At 58.4% G+C, this 17,091-nt stretch carries 26 protein-coding genes; all 26 read left to right on the top strand.

Features of this window, described 5'->3' with window-relative positions; all coding sequences use genetic code 11:
- Positions 1 to 63: 63 nt before the first annotated feature.
- The 26 genes from fusA (at position 64) to AAFX04_07940 (ending at position 16,875) form a co-directional block, all read left to right on the top strand.
- Positions 64 to 2,157 carry an elongation factor G gene (fusA, locus tag AAFX04_08065; GenBank protein ID MEO1045375.1) on the top strand — a complete coding sequence of 698 codons (2,094 nt, stop codon included), beginning with the start codon at positions 64 to 66 and terminating at the stop codon, positions 2,155 to 2,157.
- 155 nt (positions 2,158 to 2,312) lie between these two features.
- Complete coding sequence (tuf, locus tag AAFX04_08060) at positions 2,313 to 3,503, top strand: elongation factor Tu (GenBank protein ID MEO1045374.1); 1,191 nt, start codon at positions 2,313 to 2,315, stop codon at positions 3,501 to 3,503.
- A 245-nt stretch (positions 3,504 to 3,748) separates the two neighbouring features.
- On the top strand, positions 3,749 to 4,060 hold the full coding sequence (rpsJ, locus tag AAFX04_08055) for a 30S ribosomal protein S10 (protein ID MEO1045373.1): 312 nt from the start codon (positions 3,749 to 3,751) through the stop codon (positions 4,058 to 4,060).
- Between the two features lie 270 nt (positions 4,061 to 4,330).
- Positions 4,331 to 5,164: a 50S ribosomal protein L3 gene (gene rplC, locus AAFX04_08050; protein ID MEO1045372.1), complete on the top strand. Its 834-nt coding sequence runs from the start codon at positions 4,331 to 4,333 to the stop codon at positions 5,162 to 5,164.
- 3 nt (positions 5,165 to 5,167) lie between these two features.
- Entirely contained in the window at positions 5,168 to 5,821 is a 654-nt protein-coding gene (gene rplD / locus AAFX04_08045; GenBank protein MEO1045371.1) for a 50S ribosomal protein L4, read from the top strand.
- Positions 5,821 to 6,129: a 50S ribosomal protein L23 gene (locus AAFX04_08040; protein MEO1045370.1), complete on the top strand. Its 309-nt coding sequence runs from the start codon at positions 5,821 to 5,823 to the stop codon at positions 6,127 to 6,129. The genes rplD and AAFX04_08040 overlap by 1 nt, the downstream gene beginning before the upstream one ends.
- An 18-nt stretch (positions 6,130 to 6,147) precedes the next feature.
- Entirely contained in the window at positions 6,148 to 6,984 is an 837-nt protein-coding gene (gene rplB / locus AAFX04_08035) for a 50S ribosomal protein L2 (protein ID MEO1045369.1), read from the top strand.
- A 3-nt stretch (positions 6,985 to 6,987) separates the two neighbouring features.
- Complete coding sequence (gene rpsS / locus AAFX04_08030; GenBank protein ID MEO1045368.1) at positions 6,988 to 7,263, top strand: 30S ribosomal protein S19; 276 nt, start codon at positions 6,988 to 6,990, stop codon at positions 7,261 to 7,263.
- Positions 7,263 to 7,646 (top strand): 50S ribosomal protein L22, encoded by a 384-nt coding sequence (rplV, locus tag AAFX04_08025; protein ID MEO1045367.1) that lies wholly within the window; start codon positions 7,263 to 7,265, stop codon positions 7,644 to 7,646. The genes rpsS and rplV overlap by 1 nt, the downstream gene beginning before the upstream one ends.
- A 3-nt stretch (positions 7,647 to 7,649) precedes the next feature.
- Positions 7,650 to 8,345, top strand: coding sequence for a 30S ribosomal protein S3 (rpsC, locus tag AAFX04_08020; GenBank protein MEO1045366.1), 696 nt, complete (start codon positions 7,650 to 7,652; stop codon positions 8,343 to 8,345).
- Between the two features lie 35 nt (positions 8,346 to 8,380).
- Positions 8,381 to 8,812, top strand: a complete 432-nt coding sequence (rplP, locus tag AAFX04_08015) for a 50S ribosomal protein L16 (protein ID MEO1045365.1) — start codon at positions 8,381 to 8,383, stop codon at positions 8,810 to 8,812.
- 3 nt (positions 8,813 to 8,815) lie between these two features.
- Complete coding sequence (gene rpmC / locus AAFX04_08010) at positions 8,816 to 9,025, top strand: 50S ribosomal protein L29 (GenBank protein MEO1045364.1); 210 nt, start codon at positions 8,816 to 8,818, stop codon at positions 9,023 to 9,025.
- Between the two features lie 12 nt (positions 9,026 to 9,037).
- Positions 9,038 to 9,307 (top strand): 30S ribosomal protein S17, encoded by a 270-nt coding sequence (gene rpsQ / locus AAFX04_08005; GenBank protein MEO1045363.1) that lies wholly within the window; start codon positions 9,038 to 9,040, stop codon positions 9,305 to 9,307.
- Positions 9,308 to 9,376: 69 nt separating this feature from the next.
- Positions 9,377 to 9,745: a 50S ribosomal protein L14 gene (gene rplN, locus AAFX04_08000; GenBank protein MEO1045362.1), complete on the top strand. Its 369-nt coding sequence runs from the start codon at positions 9,377 to 9,379 to the stop codon at positions 9,743 to 9,745.
- Between the two features lie 2 nt (positions 9,746 to 9,747).
- Positions 9,748 to 10,068, top strand: coding sequence for a 50S ribosomal protein L24 (gene rplX, locus AAFX04_07995; protein ID MEO1045361.1), 321 nt, complete (start codon positions 9,748 to 9,750; stop codon positions 10,066 to 10,068).
- Complete coding sequence (rplE, locus tag AAFX04_07990; protein MEO1045360.1) at positions 10,061 to 10,636, top strand: 50S ribosomal protein L5; 576 nt, start codon at positions 10,061 to 10,063, stop codon at positions 10,634 to 10,636. The genes rplX and rplE overlap by 8 nt, the downstream gene beginning before the upstream one ends.
- Before the next feature lie 53 nt (positions 10,637 to 10,689).
- Positions 10,690 to 10,995 (top strand): 30S ribosomal protein S14, encoded by a 306-nt coding sequence (rpsN, locus tag AAFX04_07985; protein ID MEO1045359.1) that lies wholly within the window; start codon positions 10,690 to 10,692, stop codon positions 10,993 to 10,995.
- Positions 10,996 to 11,006: 11 nt separating this feature from the next.
- The gene (gene rpsH, locus AAFX04_07980) at positions 11,007 to 11,402 is read left to right on the top strand and encodes a 30S ribosomal protein S8 (GenBank protein ID MEO1045358.1); all 396 of its coding nucleotides are present in this window, start codon (positions 11,007 to 11,009) and stop codon (positions 11,400 to 11,402) included.
- Between the two features lie 2 nt (positions 11,403 to 11,404).
- Entirely contained in the window at positions 11,405 to 11,938 is a 534-nt protein-coding gene (gene rplF / locus AAFX04_07975; GenBank protein ID MEO1045357.1) for a 50S ribosomal protein L6, read from the top strand.
- Positions 11,939 to 11,941: 3 nt separating this feature from the next.
- Positions 11,942 to 12,292, top strand: coding sequence for a 50S ribosomal protein L18 (gene rplR, locus AAFX04_07970; protein MEO1045356.1), 351 nt, complete (start codon positions 11,942 to 11,944; stop codon positions 12,290 to 12,292).
- 3 nt (positions 12,293 to 12,295) lie between these two features.
- Positions 12,296 to 13,015: a 30S ribosomal protein S5 gene (gene rpsE, locus AAFX04_07965; GenBank protein MEO1045355.1), complete on the top strand. Its 720-nt coding sequence runs from the start codon at positions 12,296 to 12,298 to the stop codon at positions 13,013 to 13,015.
- Positions 13,016 to 13,021: 6 nt separating this feature from the next.
- Positions 13,022 to 13,207, top strand: coding sequence for a 50S ribosomal protein L30 (gene rpmD / locus AAFX04_07960; protein ID MEO1045354.1), 186 nt, complete (start codon positions 13,022 to 13,024; stop codon positions 13,205 to 13,207).
- A gap of 199 nt (positions 13,208 to 13,406) precedes the next feature.
- A complete protein-coding gene (gene rplO, locus AAFX04_07955) occupies positions 13,407 to 13,889 on the top strand; it encodes a 50S ribosomal protein L15 (protein MEO1045353.1) in 483 nt (160 codons plus the stop codon).
- 206 nt (positions 13,890 to 14,095) lie between these two features.
- On the top strand, positions 14,096 to 15,463 hold the full coding sequence (gene secY, locus AAFX04_07950; GenBank protein ID MEO1045352.1) for a preprotein translocase subunit SecY: 1,368 nt from the start codon (positions 14,096 to 14,098) through the stop codon (positions 15,461 to 15,463).
- Positions 15,464 to 15,514: 51 nt separating this feature from the next.
- Positions 15,515 to 16,162: an adenylate kinase gene (locus AAFX04_07945; GenBank protein MEO1045351.1), complete on the top strand. Its 648-nt coding sequence runs from the start codon at positions 15,515 to 15,517 to the stop codon at positions 16,160 to 16,162.
- 44 nt (positions 16,163 to 16,206) lie between these two features.
- Positions 16,207 to 16,875, top strand: coding sequence for an SRPBCC family protein (locus AAFX04_07940; GenBank protein MEO1045350.1), 669 nt, complete (start codon positions 16,207 to 16,209; stop codon positions 16,873 to 16,875).
- Positions 16,876 to 17,091: the final 216 nt, after the last annotated feature.

Genomic DNA, 17,091 nt, shown 5'->3' with positions numbered 1-17,091 from the left:
TATATCGCCCCCGATTTTGACACGCCTTAATTTTTGAGGCCACTCTTCTACGGAGTAACGATAATGGCCCGCAGCCATCCTTTGGAAAAATACCGCAATATCGGCATCATGGCACACATCGACGCCGGCAAGACCACCACGACCGAACGGATTCTCTATTATACCGGCAAGTCGTACAAGATCGGTGAGGTCCATGATGGCGCGGCCACCATGGACTGGATGGAGCAGGAGCAGGAGCGTGGTATCACCATCACCTCCGCGGCGACTACCACCTTCTGGCGTGCAGAAGATGGCGAGGGTCCCGAGCACCGCATCAACATTATCGATACTCCTGGTCACGTTGACTTCACCATTGAAGTTGAGCGTTCGCTGCGTGTGCTCGACGGCGCGGTTGCCGTGTTCGACGGCGTTGCCGGCGTTGAGCCGCAGTCCGAGACTGTGTGGCGTCAGGCCGACAAATATGGTGTGCCGCGCATGTGTTTCATCAACAAGCTCGACCGTACAGGTGCCGACTTTTACTATTGCGTTGACTCGATCGTCGATCGCCTCGGCGCGACGCCGCTGGTACTGTATCTCCCGATCGGCGCCGAGAGCGACCTCAAGGGCGTTGTCGATCTGGTCAACAATCGCGGCATTGTCTGGCAGGATGAAGCGCTGGGTGCCAAGTTCGACTATGTCGATATCCCGGCCGATCTTGCCGACAAGGCCGCCGAATATCGCGAACAGCTGATCGAAACTGCCGTTGAGCAGGACGATGATGTGATGGAAGCCTATCTCGAAGGCGAAATGCCCGATGCGACAACGCTGAAGCGCCTGATCCGCAAAGGCACGCTGGAGCGCGCCTTTGTGCCGGTGCTGTGCGGCAGCGCGTTCAAGAACAAGGGGGTCCAGCCGCTGCTCGACGCTGTGGTCGACTATATGCCGAGCCCGCTCGACGTTCCCGCGATCAAGGGCGTTCTGCCCGATAGCGACGAAGAAGTAGAGCGCCCCTCTGACGACGAAGCGCCTTTCGCTGCGCTGGCGTTCAAGATCATGAACGACCCGTTTGTTGGTTCGCTGACCTTTGCCCGTATCTATTCGGGCAAGCTGAGCAAGGGTTCGGTGCTGAACTCGGTCAAGGACAAGCGTGAGAAGATCGGCCGTATGCTGCTGATGCACTCGAACAACCGGGAAGACATTGATGAAGCCTATGCCGGTGACATCGTTGCCATTGCCGGCCTGAAAGAAACCACCACCGGTGACACGCTGTGTGCGCCGAGCGACCCGGTGATCCTGGAGCGCATGGAATTTCCCGAGCCGGTCATCGAGCTTTCGGTTGAGCCCAAGACAAAGGCTGACCAGGAGAAGATGGGCATCGCGCTCAACCGCCTGGCCGCCGAAGATCCGTCCTTCCGTGTTTCGACCGACCATGAATCGGGTCAGACGATCATCAAGGGTATGGGCGAGCTTCACCTCGACATTCTGGTTGACCGCATGAAGCGCGAATTCAAGGTGGAAGCGAATGTTGGCGCACCGCAAGTGGCCTATCGTGAATCGCTGACCAATCCGGCCGATATTGACTATACCCACAAGAAGCAGTCGGGTGGTTCGGGTCAGTTCGCCCGGGTCAAGTTCGAGGTTACGCCGGGTGAACGTGGCAGTGGCATCACCTTTAACGATGAGATCAAGGGTGGTAATATTCCGAAAGAATATATCCCTGCGGTTGAAAAGGGTATGCGCGAGACCGCCGAGACCGGTGCTCTGATCGGTTTCCCGATCATCGACTTCGATATTCGCCTCTATGACGGCGCCTATCACGATGTCGACTCCTCGGCTCTGGCCTTTGAGATCGCCGGTCGCGCAGCGATGCGCGAAGCGGCGCAGAAATCGAAGATCAAGCTGCTCGAGCCGGTGATGAAGGTTGAGATCACCACCCCGGAAGACTATCTGGGTGATGTAATTGGTGACCTCAACTCACGGCGTGGCCAGATCCAGGGCACCGACACGCGCGGTAATGCACAGATTGTCGATGCCATGGTCCCGCTGGCCAACATGTTTGGCTATGTGAACGAGTTGCGTTCGTTCACCCAGGGCCGGGCGCAATATTCGATGCAGTTCTCGCATTATGACGAAGTGCCGAATAATGTTGCCGAGGAGCTGACGGCGAAACTGGCCTAATCGGCTGATTTTTATACAGGCGCTCTCTATATGGATTGCCGGTTTGCCGTTTTTGTTCGGCATCAGCATTTCATTGGGTGTTGACAGATTGGGATAGTCTCGCCAAAGCGCCGCGCAGACTATCCGGTGATAGTAAATTGTGAAGGTAGGAAAAAATGGCAAAAGCAAAGTTTGAGCGGACGAAACCGCACGTGAACGTTGGCACCATCGGTCACGTTGACCATGGCAAGACCACATTGACTGCAGCAATCACCAAGGTGTTGTCAGAAGTAGGTGGCGGTGAAGCCGTTGACTTCGCTAACATCGACAAGGCACCGGAAGAGCGTGAGCGCGGCATCACCATCTCGACTGCACATGTTGAGTATGAAACCGACAATCGTCACTATGCGCATGTCGACTGCCCGGGTCACGCTGACTATGTCAAGAACATGATCACCGGCGCGGCGCAGATGGACGGCGCTATCCTGGTGGTTAACGCTGCTGACGGCCCGATGCCGCAGACCAAAGAGCACATCCTGCTCGCGCGTCAGGTTGGCGTTCCGGCCATGGTTGTCTTCCTCAACAAGGTTGACCAGGTTGACGATGAAGAGCTGCTTGAGCTGGTTGAGCTCGAAGTGCGTGAACTGCTCAGCGAATATGACTTCCCGGGTGATGATATTCCGATCATCGCCGGCTCGGCTCTGGCCGCTCTGGAAGGCCGCGACGACAATATCGGCAAGGAAAAAATTCTTGAGCTGATGGCTGCTGTCGACGACTTCATCCCGCAGCCGGATCGTCCGGTTGATCAGGACTTCCTGATGCCGGTTGAGGATGTGTTCTCGATCTCTGGCCGTGGTACGGTTGTTACCGGTCGTGTCGAAACCGGCGTTATCAATGTTGGCGACGAAGTTGAAATCGTTGGCATCAAGGATACCCAGAAGACCACCGTTACCGGTGTTGAAATGTTCCGCAAGCTGCTTGATCGCGGTGAAGCTGGCGACAATATCGGTGCTCTGATCCGCGGCATCGGCCGTGAGGAAGTTGAGCGTGGTCAGGTTCTGTGCAAGCCGGGTTCTGTTACCCCGCACACAGAATTCGACGCAGAAGTTTACGTGCTGTCGAAAGACGAAGGTGGCCGTCACACGCCGTTCTTCGCCAACTATCGTCCGCAGTTCTACTTCCGCACCACGGACGTTACCGGTGAAGTTATCCTTCCCGATGGCACCGAGATGGTCATGCCCGGTGACAATGTCACCATCGGCGTGAAGCTGATCGCGCCGATCGCTATGGACCAGGGTCTGCGCTTCGCTATCCGCGAAGGTGGCCGGACTGTTGGTTCCGGGGTTGTCAGCACCATCAAAGCGTAATATAGGCGCTGCACCGCTGCGGAGTTTGATTCGCGGCAAACAAATCTAGACAGGCCGCCCTGTTCTCCCATCGGGTTTTACAGGGCGGTTTGTTTTTTCCTCCTTCGCTCCTTCGGAGCTTCGGCGGATAAAGATAGTTTTTAGTTTAGTGTCTTTTGAGAGGCTGCGGTGGGCCTGCCCGCCGAAGTTTCAACGAAGGCGGGCTCTTTCAAATTCGCTCTTTGGCGACATCGGTAGTTGGAAACATGGAAACACAGAATATTCGTATTCGCCTCAAGGCTTTTGATCACCGCGTTCTCGATCAGGCGACTGGCGATATTGCGGATACCGCACGCCGCACCGGCGCGCTCATCCGTGGCCCTATTCCGCTGCCGACGCGTATTGAGAAATTTACCGTGAACCGCGGTCCGCACATCGACAAAAAGTCGCGTGAGCAATTCGAGGTTCGCACATATAAAAGGCTGCTCGACATCGTGCAGCCGACACCGCAGACAGTCGACGCGCTGATGAAGCTCGATCTGGCCGCCGGTGTAAATGTTGAGATCAAACTGGCCTAAAGCCAATTGACCTCATGATCCCCGTCAAGGCGGGGTCTGGTTCAGCCAGTCTGAGCCCTGAGAAATAGGGATACCGCCGGACGCTTCCAAAGGAAGCCATGCCGGGTCCGAGTCCCCCGTCTCGCTTCGCGAATATTCGCGAGGCACTTGGCCCGGACGGGGCACTCTTGAACATACAGGGTCATATCGCCGCCTGTGCCGCGTTGGTGCAGGTAAATTTGTCACGCCCTCCGGCGGGAAAGCGGGAGGGCCTCTGTAAGGAGACTGATCATGCGCACCGGTGTGATCGCAAAAAAAGTCGGAATGACACGGCTTTTCCAGGATGATGGACGTCACGTCCCCGTGACTGTATTGTCGCTGGAAGATTGTCAGGTAATTTCCGCCCGTACCAAAGACACCGACGGCTATTTCGCGGTGCAGCTTGGTGCTGGCGCAGCAAAAGCGAAGAACGTCAACAAGCCGCAGCGCGAGCATTTTGCCAAGGCCAAGGTTGAGCCGAAAATGCGCGTTGCCGAGTTCCGCGTCAGCGGTGAGGATGCCCTGCTCCCGGTTGGTGCACGCGTCGCTGCAGACCACTTCATTGCCGGTCAGCTGGTCGATATCCAGGGGCGCACCCAGGGTAAGGGCTTTGCCGGTGCGATGAAGCGTTGGGGCTTCGGTGGTCTTCGCGCAACCCATGGTGTTTCGCTGTCGCACCGTTCGCATGGTTCGACCGGTAACCGCCAGGACCCGGGCAAGGTCTTCAAGAACAAGAAGATGGCCGGCCATATGGGTGACCGCAATCGTACCCAGCAGAATCTGGAAGTTGTCCGCACCGATGCGGCTCGTGGCCTGATTTTCGTCAAGGGCTCGGTTCCGGGTTCCAAGGGTGGCTGGCTGATGGTCACCGATGCGATCAAGCATCCGATGCCCGAGGATGCGCCGTTCCCCGGTGCGCTGCACGACGCTACTGACGAGGCTCCTGCCGAGGAAACCCCGGCTGTAGAACAGGAAACAACGGAAACACCGGCGTCCGCCGAGGCCGAAGCGCCTGCCACAGAAGCGCCCGCCGCTGAAGCTGAAAAGGCTGATGCCGATACAGGCAGCGAAGAGAAGGAGGGCTAAGCCGTGAAACTCAAAGTCAAAGCCCTTGAAGGCAAGGCGCCCACCGGTGCCAAAGCCAATATTGAACTGAATGATGATGTCTTCGGTGTCGAGCCGCGCGCAGACATTTTGCACCGCGTCGTCACCTGGCAGCTGGAAAACCGTCGTGGCACGGCACGTCCGACGCGTGAGCGTTCCGATGTTGCCCGCACCGGCAAGAAATATGGCCGCCAAAAAGGTGGTGGTACCGCCCGTCATGGCGACCGCCGCGCTCCGATCTTCATCGGTGGTGGCAAGGCCCATGGTGCCCGGCGTCGCGATTTCGAGCAGTCGCTGAACAAGAAGATTCGTGCCCTGGGCCTGAAAATGGCGCTCTCGGACAAGGCCAAGAACGACAACCTTATCGTTGTCGACACGCTTGAGCTGAAAGACCCCAAGACCAAGGCGCTCAAGGGCAATCTGGACAAGCTGGGCCTCGGCAAGACAGCTCTGGTTATCGATGGCGATACGGTTTCGGAGGGCTTCAAGAAAGCGTCCTCCAACCTGATCGGTCTCAACAGTCTGCCAGCCGTTGGTGCCAATGTCTATGACATCATGAAACATGATACGCTGGTGCTGACGCGCGAAGCGGTCGAAAAGCTGGAGGCGCGTTTTGCCCTCCCGGGAGGGGCCAAGTAATGGCTAAGAAAACCAATATTGACGCCCGTCATTATGACGTGATTGTTGCGCCGCACATCACCGAAAAGTCGACGCTGCTGAGCGAGAACAACGCCGTGGTCTTCAAGGTTGCCAACAGCGCGACCAAGCCGGAGATCAAGGCTGCGGTCGAGGCGCTGTTCGACGTCAAGGTAACCGGCGTGAACACCATTGTGCAAAAGGGCAAGGCCAAACGCTGGCGCGGTCGTCCCTATCGCCGCTCCGACATCAAAAAAGCCATCGTCACACTGGCCGAAGGCCAGTCCATCGACGTGACCACCGGCGTATAAGACAGGACGGACAGGAACATGGCACTCAAGACATATAATCCGACCAGCCCGGCCCGTCGTGGCCTGGTGCTTGTCGACAAGAGCGACCTCTGGAAGGGCAAGCCGGTCAAATCGCTGGTCGAGGGCAAGCGCAAGACCGGTGGTCGCAACAATAAAGGTCATGTGACCTCGCGCGGTATTGCCGGCGGTCACAAGCAGAAGTACCGCAAGGTGGATTTCAAGCGTCGCAAGTTCGATGTTGCCGGAACCGTTGAGCGTCTGGAATATGACCCCAACCGTTCGGCGTTCATCGCGCTGATCAAATATGAGGATGGTGAGCTTGCTTACATTCTCGCGCCACAGCGTCTGGCTGTTGGTGATACGGTCATCGCCGGTGAGAAAGTGGATGTGAAGCCTGGTAATGCGATGAAGCTGAGCCAGATGCCGGTTGGCACAATCATCCACAATATCGAGATGAAGCCGGGCAAGGGCGGCCAGATCGCCCGCGCCGCCGGCACTTATGCCCAGCTGGTCGGTCGTGACCGCGGCATGGTCATCGTTCGCCTCAACTCGGGCGAGCAGCGCTATATTCGTGGCGAGTGCATGGGCACGGTCGGCGCGGTGTCCAATCCGGATAACGCCAACCAGACCTTTGCCAAGGCTGGCCGCACCCGCTGGAAGGGCCGTCGCCCGCTGACCCGCGGTGTTGCAAAGAACCCGGTCGATCACCCGCATGGTGGTGGTGAGGGCCGTACCTCGGGTGGCCGCCATCCGGTGACCCCATGGGGCAAGCCGACCAAGGGCGCGCGCACCCGCAACAACAAACAGACCGACAAGATGATCATCCGGTCGCGTCACGCGAAGAAGAAGAGGTAAGTCATGGCACGTTCCGTCTGGAAAGGCCCGTTTGTTGAGCTCAGCCTGCTGAAGAAAGCGGAAGAGGCTCAGGAAGCTGGCGGCCGCGCTCCGATCAAGACCTGGTCGCGCCGGTCAACCGTATTGCCGCAGTTCGTTGGCCTGACATTCAATGTCTATAATGGCCATAAATTCATCCCCGTCTCGGTGAATGAGGACATGGTCGGTCACAAGCTGGGTGAATTCGCTCCGACGCGCACCTATCACGGCCATGCCGCAGACAAGAAGGGCAAGAAATAATGGGCAAGCAATCTGCACCCCGCCGGGTTGGCGAGCGTGAAGCGCTGGCCGTTGGCACCACTATCCGCGGCTCGGCGCAGAAGCTGAACCTGGTGGCGCAGCTGATCCGTGGCAAAAAGGTTGAGGACGCGATGAACATTCTCGCTTTCTCGAAAAAGGCCATGGCGGTCGATGCTCGCAAGGTTCTGGCTTCGGCCATTGCCAATGCGGAAAACAACCACAATCTCGACGTCGACGCGTTGGTCGTTGCCGAGGCCAGTGTTGGCAAGGCGATCACCATGAAGCGCTTCACCACCCGGGCGCGTGGTCGTTCGAGCCGCATTTTGAAGCCGTTCAGCCGCTTGCGCATCGTTGTGCGCGAGCATGATGAAGAGGAGGCGTAAGCCATGGGTCAGAAAAGCAATCCAATAGGCCTGCGTCTGCAGATCAACCGCACCTGGGACAGCCGCTGGTATGCCGAAGGCGCCGATTATGCGCAGCTGCTCAAGGAAGATATCGAGATCCGCAAATACATCATGGACAATCTGCCCCAGGCAGCAATTTCCAAGGTGGTGATCGAGCGCCCGGCCAAGTTGTGCCGCGTTTCGATCTACGCCGCCCGTCCCGGTGTTATCATCGGCAAGAAGGGTGCGGATATCGAAAAGCTGACCAGGAAACTCGGCACCATGACCGACAGCGAAGTGAAGCTGAACATCGTCGAAATCCGCAAGCCGGAAGTCGATGCAAAGCTCGTCGCCCAGGGCATCGGCGATCAGCTGATCCGCCGTGTCGCTTTCCGTCGCGCGATGAAGCGTGCGGTGCAGTCGGCGCTGCGTCTGGGTGCTGAAGGTATCAAAATCACCTGTGGCGGTCGTCTCGGTGGTGCCGAAATCGCCCGCGTCGAATGGTATCGTGAAGGCCGTGTGCCGCTGCATACGCTGCGTGCCAATGTCGACTATGCCGAGTCCGAAGCGCTGACCGCTTACGGCATCATCGGCATCAAGGTGTGGATCTTCAAGGGCGAGATTATGGGCCATGACCCCATGGCACAGGACCGTCTGATGATGGAGGCACAGACCTCCGGTGTACGTCCGGCGCGCTGAGCGACGGCTGACAGATTTTTGTAGGATAAGGCATCATGCTGCAACCGAAGAAGACAAAATACCGCAAGGCCTTCAAGGGCAAGATCAAAGGTGACGCCCCGGGTGGCACCACCCTGAACTTTGGCTCCTACGGCCTGAAGGCGCTCGAGCCGGAGCGGATCACCGCACGCCAGATCGAGGCTGCGCGTCGTGCGATTACGCGTCACATCAAGCGCCAGGGGCGTTTGTGGATCCGCGTATTCCCCGATGTGCCGGTATCGAAAAAGCCTGCCGAAGTCCGTCAGGGCAAGGGCAAGGGTTCAGTCGAATATTGGGCCGCCCGGGTCAAGCCAGGCCGCATCCTGTTCGAGCTGGATGGCGTTCCGGGCCCGATCGCTGCTGTCGCTTTCGAGCGCGCGGCAATGAAACTGCCGATCAAGACCAAGGTTGTGGCGCGTCTCGGCGACACGTCGCATCTGGAAGGATAAGTCATGAGCAAGCAACTCGAAGACCTGCGCACAAAGACCAACGACCAGCTTGCCGAAGAGCTGACGGCGCTGAAAAAGGAAGCGTTCAATCTGCGTTTCCAGGCCGCAACCAACCAGCTGGAAAAGCCGTCGCGTATGCGTGAAGTGCGTCGCACCATCGCGCAGATCAAGACGCTTCAGGGCGAACGCGCACGCAGCGCGGCGCAGGCATAAGGGAGACACGCAATGCCAAAACGGGTTCTGACAGGAACGGTGGTCTCCGACAAGACCGACAAGACCGTCGTGGTAAAGGTCGAGCGCAAGGTGAAGCACCCGCTTTACGGGAAAATCATCCGGCTTTCGAAGAAATATCACGCGCATGACGAGGATAACAGCTTCAAGGCAGGCGAGGTGGTTCGCATCGAAGAGACCCGGCCGATCTCCAAGCTGAAGACCTGGCGCGTGCTCGATCGCGTTGGCGGTACGCCCGACATTGCGGTGCAGGATAACGCCTGAGGACAGGCAGACAGTTTTTAGGAACTGCCAGACAGGTTCTGGCAAGCCAGACAAGAAGGAACCGGATCAATGATCCAGATGCAGTCAAATCTTGAGGTCGCGGATAACAGCGGCGCCAAGCGTGTGCAGTGCATTAAGGTGCTCGGCGGCTCGAAGCGCCGCTTCGCCAGCGTCGGCGATATCATCGTCGTATCGGTGAAGGAAGCAGCACCGCGCGGCAAGGTAAAAAAGGGTGACGTGCACCGTGCCGTTATCGTGCGCACCGCCAAGGATGTGCGCCGTGCCGATGGCACCGTCATCCGCTTCGACAGCAACGCCGCAGTGCTGGTCAACAAGAGTGACGAGCCGATCGGCACGCGTATCTTCGGCCCTGTGGTGCGCGAACTGCGTGCCAAGAAGCACATGAAGATCATTTCACTCGCACCGGAGGTGCTCTGACAATGGCTATGGCAAAGATCAAAAAGGGCGATGACGTCGTCATCCTGTCCGGCAAGGACAAGGGCAAGACCGGCAATGTCACCCAGGTGATGCCGAAAGAAGGCAAGGTCGTCGTTGCTGGCGTGAACATGGTGTCGCGCCACCGCAAGCCGACCCAGCAAAACCCGCAGGGTGGCATTGACCGCTTTGAAGCACCGATGGCGATCTCCAAGGTCGCGGTTGCCGATCCCAAGACCGGCAAGCCGACCCGGGTTCGCATCGAAGACAAGGACGGCAAGAAGGTCCGCGTGGCCGTGAAGTCCGGGGAGACAATCGATGGCTGATAAATATGTCGCCCGCATGCGCCAGCGCTATGACGAAGTTGTCGTCAAGGGCATGCAGGAAAAGTTCAACTATGCCAATCCGATGGAAGTGCCACGTATCGAGAAGGTCGTGATCAACATGGGTGTCGGCGAAGCCAGCCAGGACAAGAAAAAGGTCCAGACGGCGGCTACGGAAATGGAACTGATCGCCGGCCAGAAGCCGGTCATCACCCGGGCCAAGAAATCGATCGCCGGCTTCAAGCTGCGCGAAGGCATGCCAATTGGCTGCAAGGTAACCTTGCGCAAGGAACGCATGTATGAATTTCTCGACCGCTTCGTGACCATCGCAATGCCGCGCATTCGCGACTTTCGCGGACTGAACCCGAAAAGTTTTGACGGCCGTGGCAACTATGCCTGTGGCCTGAAGGAGCAGATCGTGTTCCCGGAAATCAGCTATGATGCCATTGATGCCGTTCGCGGCATGGACATCATCATAACCACAACCGCGAAAACGGATGAAGAAGCGCGCGAGATGCTGCGTCTGTTCGGATTTCCGTTCCCGCAGGAAGAGGAACAGCAGGCGGCCTGACAGGGCAGCGGCTGTTTCACCAGAGATTTTCTCAAGAAAGGTGAACTTAAGTCATGGCGAAACTGAGTTCGATTAACAAAAACGAAAAGCGCAAGCGGCTGGTGAAGAAATATGCCGGTCAATATGCCAAACTGAAGGCGATTGCGGCCGACACCTCGCTCGATGAAACCGAGCGTCTGATGGCCCGCCTGAAGATGGCGGAAATTCCGCGCAATGGTAACCCCACACGCGTTCGCAACCGGTGCAACACCACCGGTCGCCCGCGCGGTTATTATCGCAAGTTCGGCCTTTGCCGTATCGAGCTGCGCGATCTGGCCAATAAGGGCCTGATCCCCGGCGTCACGAAGTCCAGCTGGTAAGGATTTGCATCATGGCATTTACCGACCCCTTGGGTGATATGCTCACCCGCATTCGCAACGGTCAGCAGGCCAAGAAGGACAGCGTCGTATCGCCGTCTTCCAAGCTGCGTGCCCGTGTTCTCGATGTGCTGCAGCGCGAAGGCTATATTCGCGGTTATTCCGAAGAAGAGCTGGGCCGCCATAAGGGCCTGCGCATCGAGCTGAAATATTTCGAAGGCGAACCGGCGATCAAATCGCTGGCTCGCGTGTCCAAGCCGGGCCGCCGCGTCTATAGCGGTTCGCAGGAACTGCCACGCATCCGCAACGGCCTGGGCATCACCATCGTATCCACGCCCAAGGGTGTTCTGTCCGATGCGGAAGCACGTGACCAGAATGTCGGCGGCGAGGTTCTGGCGGAGGTATTCTGATCATGAGCCGTATTGGTAAAAAGGCAGTGGCCATCCCGGCAGGCGTCAGCGCCAATATCGCTGACGGCATCCTGTCGGTCAAAGGCCCCAAGGGCGAGCTTACTCTGCCGCTCTCGGATGACATTGAGTACAGCATCGGCGACGAAGGCGTCGCGGTGAAGCCGGCCAATGACACTAAACGCGCGCGTGCCTATTGGGGCATGCAGCGCACGCTGGTGCAGAACCTGGTCACCGGTGTGACCGAAGGCTTTTCCAAGACGCTGGAAATCAATGGCGTTGGTTATCGCGCCAAGGTGCAGGGCAAGACGCTCAACATGCAGCTCGGTTTCAGCCATGACGTCGATTTCCCGATCCCCGAGGGTATTGAGATCAAGACGCCGGACCAGACCACGGTCGAAATCTCCGGCATGGACAAGCAAAAGGTCGGCCAGGTGGCCGCAGAAATCCGTCGCTGGCGCAAGCCTGAACCCTATAAGGGCAAGGGCATCAAATATCGCGGCGAATATATTTTCCGCAAGGAAGGAAAGAAGAAGTAAGCCATGGCGAAACTTTCTCTGTTCGAAAAGCGGCGCCAGCGTGTGCGTTCCGCTCTGCGCAAGCAGGCCGGTGGCCGGGCGCGTCTTTCGGTGCATCGCACCGGACGGCATATCTATGCCCAGATCATCGATGACGCCGCCGGCAAGACCGTTGCCGCTGCCTCGACCCTCAACAAGGGTGACAAGCAAGCGGGTGCGACCTGCGAAGCCGCAGCCAAAGTCGGCAAGGATATTGCTGCCGCTGCCAAAAAGGCAGGCGTCACCACCGTTGTGTTTGATCGCGGCGGTTTTCTCTATCATGGCCGGGTGAAGGCGCTTGCAGACGCCGCCCGCGAAGGCGGACTGGAGTTTTAAGCGATGGCTGACGAAGCAAACACAACCCAAGCAGCCGAAAACCAGAGCGCTGAAGGCGCTGCGGCAACCCCGGAAAACGCACCACGCGGTGGCCGCAATGCCCGTGGTGATCGTGGCGGACGCGGTGGCAATCGCGGCGGTGGCCGTGGCCGTCGCAATGATCGTCGCAATCGCGATGAGGACAAGGGCGATGATCTGATCGAAAAGCTGGTCCACATCAATCGCGTTTCCAAGACCGTAAAAGGCGGTAAGCGTTTCGGTTTCGCCGCTCTGGTGGTTGTCGGCGACGGTTCGGGCCGGGTCGGTTTCGGTCATGGCAAGGCACGTGAAGTGCCCGAGGCGATCTCCAAGGCGACCGCTGCTGCCAAGAAGAAGATGATCCGCGTGGCCCTCAAGGAAGGCCGCACGCTGCACCATGACGGCAAGGGCCGTTTCGGCGCTGGCAAGGTTACTGTGCGCACCGCACCTCCGGGTACCGGCATCATCGCCGGTGGTCCGATGCGTGCCGTGTTCGAGAGTCTGGGCGTATCCGATGTGGTGACCAAATCGGTCGGTACCTCAAACCCCTATAACATGATCCGCGCCACCTTTGAGGCTCTGGGCGACCAGACCAGCCCCAAATCGGTAGCACAGCGTCGCGGCAAGAAGGTCGCCGACCTGCTCGGCCGCGGTGGTGCCAGCGCAGCCGAAGCCAAGGTTGACGCGGAAGCAATTACGGAGTGATGAGCAATGGCTGCTAAGAAAACCATCAAGGTACGCCAGATCGGTTCGCCGATCCGCCGTCCCGAAGTCCAGCGCAAGACGCTGATCGGCCTGGGCCTGAACAAGATGCACAAGACAGTCGAACTGGAAGACACCCCTTCTGTGCGCGGCATGATCGACAGCGTCAGCCATATGGTTGAGATCGTCGAATAAGAAAAACAGCTCCTCTCCCATTTAGGGAGAGGATAGCGGCGCTTGTCGCGAAGCGACTAGCAAAGCTTGGAGAGGGCACAGGCCCTCTCAACTACGACTAAGCAGCAAGCTGCCAAGTCTCCGTATCTCTCCCTTGAAGGGAGAGAGATATTAGCGCGTAACCCCCGATAATCGGGCCAAGCATGAAGCGAGTGCAAAAATGAAACTGAATGAAATCAAGGATAATGAAGGCGCCCGCAAGGGCCGCATCCGCATCGGGCGTGGTATTGGCTCGGGCAAGGGCAAGACCGGTGGTCGTGGCCAGAAGGGCCAGAAGAGCCGTTCGGGTGTTGCCATCAAGGGCTTTGAAGGCGGCCAGATGCCGCTGCATATGCGCCTGCCAAAGCGTGGCTTCAACAATCCGTTCGGCAAGGATTATGCCGAGGTCAATCTGGGCATGGTTCAGAAGATGATCGACGCCAAGAAGCTCGATGCCAAGGGCACCATCGACCATGCCGCGCTCAAGGCTGCTGGCCTGGCGCGTGGCGGCAAGGATGGCGTCCGTCTGCTGGCCAAGGGTGAGCTGAAAACCAAGGCCAGTTTTGCCGTGGCCGGTGCCTCCAAGGCAGCGGTTGCTGCGGTCGAAAAGGCCGGTGGCAAGGTCGAAATCCTCGCTGCCAAACCCGAAGCCAAGGCAGAATAAGTCAGGGCACCTTGCGAAGCAGACCCCGCATGCCGATATGGTGCTGCGGGGTTTTGCTTTTGAGGCCACCTGCCTGTCTGATCGGCATCTCGCAATCTGCGGGAACTCGACAGGTCAGGGCAGGGCGGCTAGGGTAAAACGGAATGACGATGAGCGGCGCAAAACGGCTCTGACGAGCGCGCTGTGATCATGGGGTGTTTGGAAATATGGCAACACGTGCCGACAATATCGCCAGCAGTTTCAGCCTGGCAAAATTCTCCGAAGCGACCGAATTGCGGCGCCGCATCTGGTTTACCATCGGTGCGCTGGTTATCTTCCGTCTGCTGAGTTATGTGCCGCTGCCCGGCGTCAATCCGACGGCACTGGCCAATCTGGCAGAGCGTACCCAGGGCGGTGTTCTCGATATCTTCAACACCTTTTCCGGCGGTTCACTCGAACGCATGAGCCTGATCGCTCTGGGCGTCATGCCCTATATCACTGCCTCTATCGTGGTGCAGCTGGCAGCGGCACTGTCGCCGACCCTGGCCGCGATCAAGAAAGAGGGCGAGAGCGGGCGCAAGAAACTGAACCAATATACCCGTTACGGCACGGTCGGCCTGTGTATGGTGCAGGGCTATTTTATCGCGGCAGGGCTTGAGACCTTTGCTTCGGCCAGCGGTGTGCAGGCGGTTATCGACCCCGGTCTGACCTTCCGCATCGGTGCCGTGATCTCGCTGGTCGGTGGCACCATGTTCCTGATGTGGCTGGGCGAGCAAATCACCAGCCGCGGTATCGGCAACGGTATCTCGTTGATCATCATGGCCGGTATCGTCGCGCAAATGCCGACTTTCGTGTCGCAAATGTTCCAGCAGGGCCGCGAGGGTACTATCTCTGCCGGACTGATCGTCGGTATCATCGTGATGATCATCGGCCTGATCGTATTTATCTGTTTCATGGAGCGCGCCCAGCGTCGGGTGCTGATTCAATATCCCAAGCGGGCGCAACAGCGCGGCGGCATGCAGGCTGATCGCTCGCACTTGCCGCTCAAGGTCAACACCGCCGGTGTTATCCCGCCGATCTTCGCCTCGTCGCTGCTGCTGCTGCCGCTGACAATCAGCCAGTTTGCCGGTAACAATATCGATACCACCACCACCTGGGGTTCGGTGCTGCAGACACTGAACACGACGCTGTCGCATGGCGAGCCGGTCTATATGACGCTCTATGCCGTCGGCATCATCTTCTTCTGTTTCTTCTACACCGCGGTGGTGTTCAACCCGGAAGAAACCGCCGACAATCTGAAGCGCAATGGTGGCTTTATCCCCGGCATCCGTCCGGGCAAAAACACCGCAACCTATCTCGACTATGTGCTGACCCGCATCACTGTCGTCGGTGCAGCCTATCTCGCCTTTGTCTGCGTGCTGCCCGAATATGTCATCAAGCAGACCGGCATTCCGCTCTTCTTCCTTGGCGGTACCAGCCTGCTCATCGTCGTCAATGTGACTGTCGATACGGTGACCCAGATACAGAGCCATTTGCTGGCGCACCAATATGGCGATCTTATCAAAAAGGCTAAGTTGAAGGGTCGGCTGCGCTAGGCCATAGTCCTGAAAAATTAGGCATTCGCCGACAATTAGGGGAGTCGTCGCTTGAATATCATCCTTTTGGGCCCGCCCGGGGCAGGCAAGGGCACACAGGCGCACAAGCTGGTTGAGCAGCGCGGCATGGTGCAGCTTTCCACCGGCGATATGCTCCGCGCTGCGGTCAAGGCTGCAACCCCGGTGGGTCTCAAGGCCAAGGCGGTGATGGATGCAGGCCAGCTCGTCTCCGATGAAATCGTCTCCGACCTGATCGGTGATGCTTTGGACAGCCTCTCCTCCGAAACAGGGGTTATCTTTGACGGCTATCCGCGCACGGCAGCGCAGGCGGCTTCGCTCGATGACATTCTGGAATCGCGTCACCGCAGCCTCGACCATGTCATCGAACTGGCGGTCGATGTCGATGCACTGGTCGATCGGATCACCGGTCGCTTCACCTGTGCCAATTGCGGTGCCGGCTATCACGACCGGCACAAGTTGCCCGCCAAAGAGGGCATATGTGATCGCTGCGGCAGCACCGAGTTCAAGCGCCGCCCTGATGACAATGAAGAAACCGTGCGCAAGCGGATGGAAGAATATCGCGCCAAGACCGCCCCGATTCTGCCTATCTATGAGCAGCGCGACATTGTCACCCGGGTCGACGGCATGGGTTCGATGGATGAAGTTGCGAGCGATATCGCGGCGATACTTGATAGCTGAGTGCGAAGCCCATAGGCTTGGTCGCCTGAAATGAGGGAGAGGCCATGCGATATCCGATAGTTCTGGCTGCCATTCTGGTTCTCGGTGCGGTTCCGGCCCATGCCGAGATTACCGCGAGCAGCGATAACGGCTTTGTCACCACCCATGATGTCGAGGTCAGTACCGACCCTGATGCCACCTTCGCAATGTTGCGCGCTCCGGCGAAATGGTGGTCAGCCGAGCATAGCTGGACGGGTGATGCCGACAATTTCTACATGGATGCCCAGGCGACGGGCTGCTTTTGCGAGCTGATCCCAGCATCTACTCCCGATGGTTCGCGCGGCAGCGTTGAGCACATGCACATCGTCTATAGCGAGCCGGGCAAGATGCTGCGCATGGTCGGTGCGCTGGGGCCGCTGCAATCCGAGGCGGTTACCGGCAGCCTGACGATCACGCTGACCCCCAGCGACGCCGGCACCAAAATCCGTTTCGAATATGTCGTTGGCGGCTATATGCGCTTCCCGATGGAAACGATCGCTGCCGCCGTGGATGGCGTCATCGGCGAACAGGCGTCGCGCCTGTCGATGGTGCTGGGCCCGGTGGTTGCCGGACCCGATGCGGGTAATGGCGTGCCTGAGGATGACGCGGATGAAACCGCGGACAGTGAAGCCGTTGACGATGGCGTGGGCGAAGATAGCGATGCAGCCGAACGCCCGTCCGATAATGCGGGCTGAGTTCGTTCACGGGTGACAGTTCTGCTCTTTGTCGCCACTGGCTCTTGCCGTGATTTCGGCTGGAAGCTGTCGCGCATATTCGACCGAAGAAACTCAACTATAGGCATTTTCCGAAAAGCTGCTACTCTGTTGCGGCGCAGTGCACCGAGTCACAGAAGCCCGGAAAGCAATCGCGCATAACAGCCAGGGTCGCTCGCAAGTTTTTGGCATTTTGCA

The sequence above is a fragment of the Pseudomonadota bacterium genome, from assembly GCA_039818985.1.
Classification (GTDB): domain Bacteria; phylum Pseudomonadota; class Alphaproteobacteria; order Sphingomonadales; family Sphingomonadaceae; genus Alterisphingorhabdus.
The sequence above is the reverse complement of the archived record's forward strand: the minus strand, read 5'-3'. Positions and strand labels throughout refer to the sequence as shown.

What these genes read in the sequence shown, in the direction of transcription:
- fusA (MEO1045375.1), top strand. Translation starts at nt 64, where the DNA reads ATGGCCCGCAGCCATCCTTTGGAAAAATACCGCAATATCGGCATCATG.
- tuf (MEO1045374.1), top strand. Translation starts at nt 2,313, where the DNA reads ATGGCAAAAGCAAAGTTTGAGCGGACGAAACCGCACGTGAACGTTGGC.
- rpsJ (MEO1045373.1), top strand. Translation starts at nt 3,749, where the DNA reads ATGGAAACACAGAATATTCGTATTCGCCTCAAGGCTTTTGATCACCGC.
- rplC (MEO1045372.1), top strand. Translation starts at nt 4,331, where the DNA reads ATGCGCACCGGTGTGATCGCAAAAAAAGTCGGAATGACACGGCTTTTC.
- AAFX04_08040 (MEO1045370.1), top strand. Translation starts at nt 5,821, where the DNA reads ATGGCTAAGAAAACCAATATTGACGCCCGTCATTATGACGTGATTGTT.
- rplB (MEO1045369.1), top strand. Translation starts at nt 6,148, where the DNA reads ATGGCACTCAAGACATATAATCCGACCAGCCCGGCCCGTCGTGGCCTG.
- rpsS (MEO1045368.1), top strand. Translation starts at nt 6,988, where the DNA reads ATGGCACGTTCCGTCTGGAAAGGCCCGTTTGTTGAGCTCAGCCTGCTG.
- rplV (MEO1045367.1), top strand. Translation starts at nt 7,263, where the DNA reads ATGGGCAAGCAATCTGCACCCCGCCGGGTTGGCGAGCGTGAAGCGCTG.
- rpsC (MEO1045366.1), top strand. Translation starts at nt 7,650, where the DNA reads ATGGGTCAGAAAAGCAATCCAATAGGCCTGCGTCTGCAGATCAACCGC.
- rplP (MEO1045365.1), top strand. Translation starts at nt 8,381, where the DNA reads ATGCTGCAACCGAAGAAGACAAAATACCGCAAGGCCTTCAAGGGCAAG.
- rpmC (MEO1045364.1), top strand. Translation starts at nt 8,816, where the DNA reads ATGAGCAAGCAACTCGAAGACCTGCGCACAAAGACCAACGACCAGCTT.
- rpsQ (MEO1045363.1), top strand. Translation starts at nt 9,038, where the DNA reads ATGCCAAAACGGGTTCTGACAGGAACGGTGGTCTCCGACAAGACCGAC.
- rplN (MEO1045362.1), top strand. Translation starts at nt 9,377, where the DNA reads ATGATCCAGATGCAGTCAAATCTTGAGGTCGCGGATAACAGCGGCGCC.
- rplX (MEO1045361.1), top strand. Translation starts at nt 9,748, where the DNA reads ATGGCTATGGCAAAGATCAAAAAGGGCGATGACGTCGTCATCCTGTCC.
- rplE (MEO1045360.1), top strand. Translation starts at nt 10,061, where the DNA reads ATGGCTGATAAATATGTCGCCCGCATGCGCCAGCGCTATGACGAAGTT.
- rpsN (MEO1045359.1), top strand. Translation starts at nt 10,690, where the DNA reads ATGGCGAAACTGAGTTCGATTAACAAAAACGAAAAGCGCAAGCGGCTG.
- rpsH (MEO1045358.1), top strand. Translation starts at nt 11,007, where the DNA reads ATGGCATTTACCGACCCCTTGGGTGATATGCTCACCCGCATTCGCAAC.
- rplF (MEO1045357.1), top strand. Translation starts at nt 11,405, where the DNA reads ATGAGCCGTATTGGTAAAAAGGCAGTGGCCATCCCGGCAGGCGTCAGC.
- rplR (MEO1045356.1), top strand. Translation starts at nt 11,942, where the DNA reads ATGGCGAAACTTTCTCTGTTCGAAAAGCGGCGCCAGCGTGTGCGTTCC.
- rpsE (MEO1045355.1), top strand. Translation starts at nt 12,296, where the DNA reads ATGGCTGACGAAGCAAACACAACCCAAGCAGCCGAAAACCAGAGCGCT.
- rpmD (MEO1045354.1), top strand. Translation starts at nt 13,022, where the DNA reads ATGGCTGCTAAGAAAACCATCAAGGTACGCCAGATCGGTTCGCCGATC.
- rplO (MEO1045353.1), top strand. Translation starts at nt 13,407, where the DNA reads ATGAAACTGAATGAAATCAAGGATAATGAAGGCGCCCGCAAGGGCCGC.
- secY (MEO1045352.1), top strand. Translation starts at nt 14,096, where the DNA reads ATGGCAACACGTGCCGACAATATCGCCAGCAGTTTCAGCCTGGCAAAA.
- AAFX04_07940 (MEO1045350.1), top strand. Translation starts at nt 16,207, where the DNA reads ATGCGATATCCGATAGTTCTGGCTGCCATTCTGGTTCTCGGTGCGGTT.